The organism is Vibrio sp. 10N.237.312.B06 (assembly GCF_041464685.1).
GTDB classification, from domain to species: Bacteria; Pseudomonadota; Gammaproteobacteria; order Enterobacterales; family Vibrionaceae; genus Vibrio; species Vibrio tasmaniensis_A.
Genome location: NZ_JBFSPI010000179.1, coordinates 1 through 2,211 on the forward strand (window position 1 = coordinate 1; position 2,211 = coordinate 2,211).

The following is a 2,211-nucleotide window of genomic DNA, read 5'->3' on the forward strand; positions in this document are numbered from 1 at the left end:
CTACGAGAGGGAGTGAATGTAGCTGAGCAGATCGTAGGTTCTGGATTTAGTTCCATTGAATTACGCAACAAAGCCGGTTGGCCTGTCACACCTCTAACTAGATTTGCGACAGAACCGTATTTTAGTACTCGTAAGTTTAATAACCTTGAGTTATTACTCTCAAGGGAAAAAATGTCACATATTAAATATATCCGTGTATGACGAGAACATTGAAACTGAGTTGATATTATCCTCAGCTTTTTTCTCTTTCGGAATTAATTTAATTTCTCCTTCATTTACAGTATAACCAAGGCTACTTCCAGTAAATGAATTCTCTAGTTCATCTTTGTCATCTATCCATTTCCATCTTTGTGTTCGCTTTAAACTGCAAGGGCTGACTTTTTTAATGTTACTAGCATCCAAGCACATACCTGGTTGGCTTGTACTCTGATATCGATTAAGTGTATCAAAAATAAATGACTGCTTTAGTTCGGATATATTACAAGTATCAGAATTAACACTGAGGTTTTTATTAACACTTACACATTTATTGTTAAATTTACCCAATTGTAAATTAACCGGCTTTCCGCCAATAAATACAGGATTATCCCAATCAACAGTGAATTTAATATCTTTTTTTACATTTTTAATTTTAAAGTCTTTTTCATTAGGATAATAATATCTTAGGACTTCCCAAGATGGGATTTCTGAATAATAACGATACCCAGTAATTCCAACCGATGAGGATATACTAATGTCTGTTGTCCCTGTGGTCTCAGGTGCAGAATAATAGATTACTTCCATTTTGGGTGTGAAGTTTGCGTACCCTATTGGATTGATTAAGTGTAACCTCCCAAAATAATTTTTTCTGACTGTTACTCCATATGGCGATTCATCTTTTTGTATCGCATGTGGTGAATTATATTGCTCTCTAGACCATTTGAAAGATACATGTTGAGGGCTTTTTGACGATTTCGTTACCGCATAATCAAATGTTTTATATGATAACCACTTGGATTCTGTCCATGACGCGTTGGCATTTAGACTAATTTTGGGTGATGTTTTATCTGCACCAACATCACCTCCAATACCAAATTGAAAAGTTGATACTTCCTTCTTATCATAATTTACATTTAAATTTGTTGCTGGAATGGTTCTTAAAATACTTGTTTTATTATTTGATGCCATCATTTCAAACGTATAGTTTTGTGCTATTGCGGATGACACCCATTCAGATTCAATCCCACCACTTGGCCAAACAATGCCTCTTGAGGCTAAGTACATCGAATATATTTCAGGGTTTAGACTAATCCCTGCGCCAGTGGTTGAATCATCAATGCCAACTCTTACTATTTTAGCATCAGGCGTTGCTGAGCCGATTGTTCCGAACGCAAGGGAGCGTTGCATGTTTATCTTATAAACAAGCGAAATGTTAGCATTTTTACAAAGATGCCGCGATCTATCTCCTAATTGGGTGTTCCAAGTGATATCACATTCAGAATCAGTAATTTGTTTAGTCGCATTATAATATCTAGAAATACTCGGTACCGGTGAGTGTACTACTGGGGTGTTTGATGTTGAACGTTTTTGCCTTTTTGGTGCAGGTTTACTCAAAATTGGGATATTTGTGTCATATCTATCCTTGATCTCTGTAAACATAACGTTATGGTTATGTTCAGTTATTGCAATATAATCAGATTCCAATGAAATACCAAATACCTTTCTAAAGACATGTTTTGCCTTTATTTTTTCTTTATTTCCTTCTATTTCACTAAAATCAACCAGATAACGATAGCCATTATTTACAATTAAATCAATTGCATTTTCAATGCCATTTGAATAAATTCCTGATTCTAACCAATACTTTGCATTTATATAAACCAAGTCTGAATTATCAACCATATCACTCATTATATGTATTGATTCACCAACGGGAATGTTTATACCTTCTTGCAGTGTATCGCTAGCTAAAACTGATCTAGATATTAAAACTGATGTTACTAAAATTCCTATTAAATTCAAACGTTTCATAATACTCCTAAATATTTTTTAGTTTTAAAATTAATATGATGGTACTTTGTTGGCACCTTAAATTAATCACTTATAACCTTGATGATTAAGTTTATCATTATACATATAAATTCATAATGGAAAGGTGATTTATGGCTCAATTTATGGGCTTTGTTGCGTAATTCAGTGGAACTAAATCCAGAACCTACGATCTGATCAGCT

General features: G+C 33.9%; 2 protein-coding genes. One reads left to right on the forward strand and one right to left on the reverse strand.

Features of this window, described 5'->3' with window-relative positions; translation table 11 throughout:
- On the forward strand, nucleotides 1-201 hold a 201-nt coding region (locus tag AB6C75_RS23320; protein ID WP_372109474.1), incomplete at its 5' end, for a hypothetical protein.
- Here the strand turns inward: AB6C75_RS23320 and AB6C75_RS23325 are convergent.
- Entirely contained in the window at nucleotides 175-2,010 is a 1,836-nt protein-coding gene (locus tag AB6C75_RS23325; RefSeq protein ID WP_372109476.1) for a leukocidin family pore-forming toxin, read from the reverse strand. The two genes, AB6C75_RS23320 and AB6C75_RS23325, sit on opposite strands and share 27 nt — an antisense overlap.
- Nucleotides 2,011-2,211: the final 201 nt, after the last annotated feature.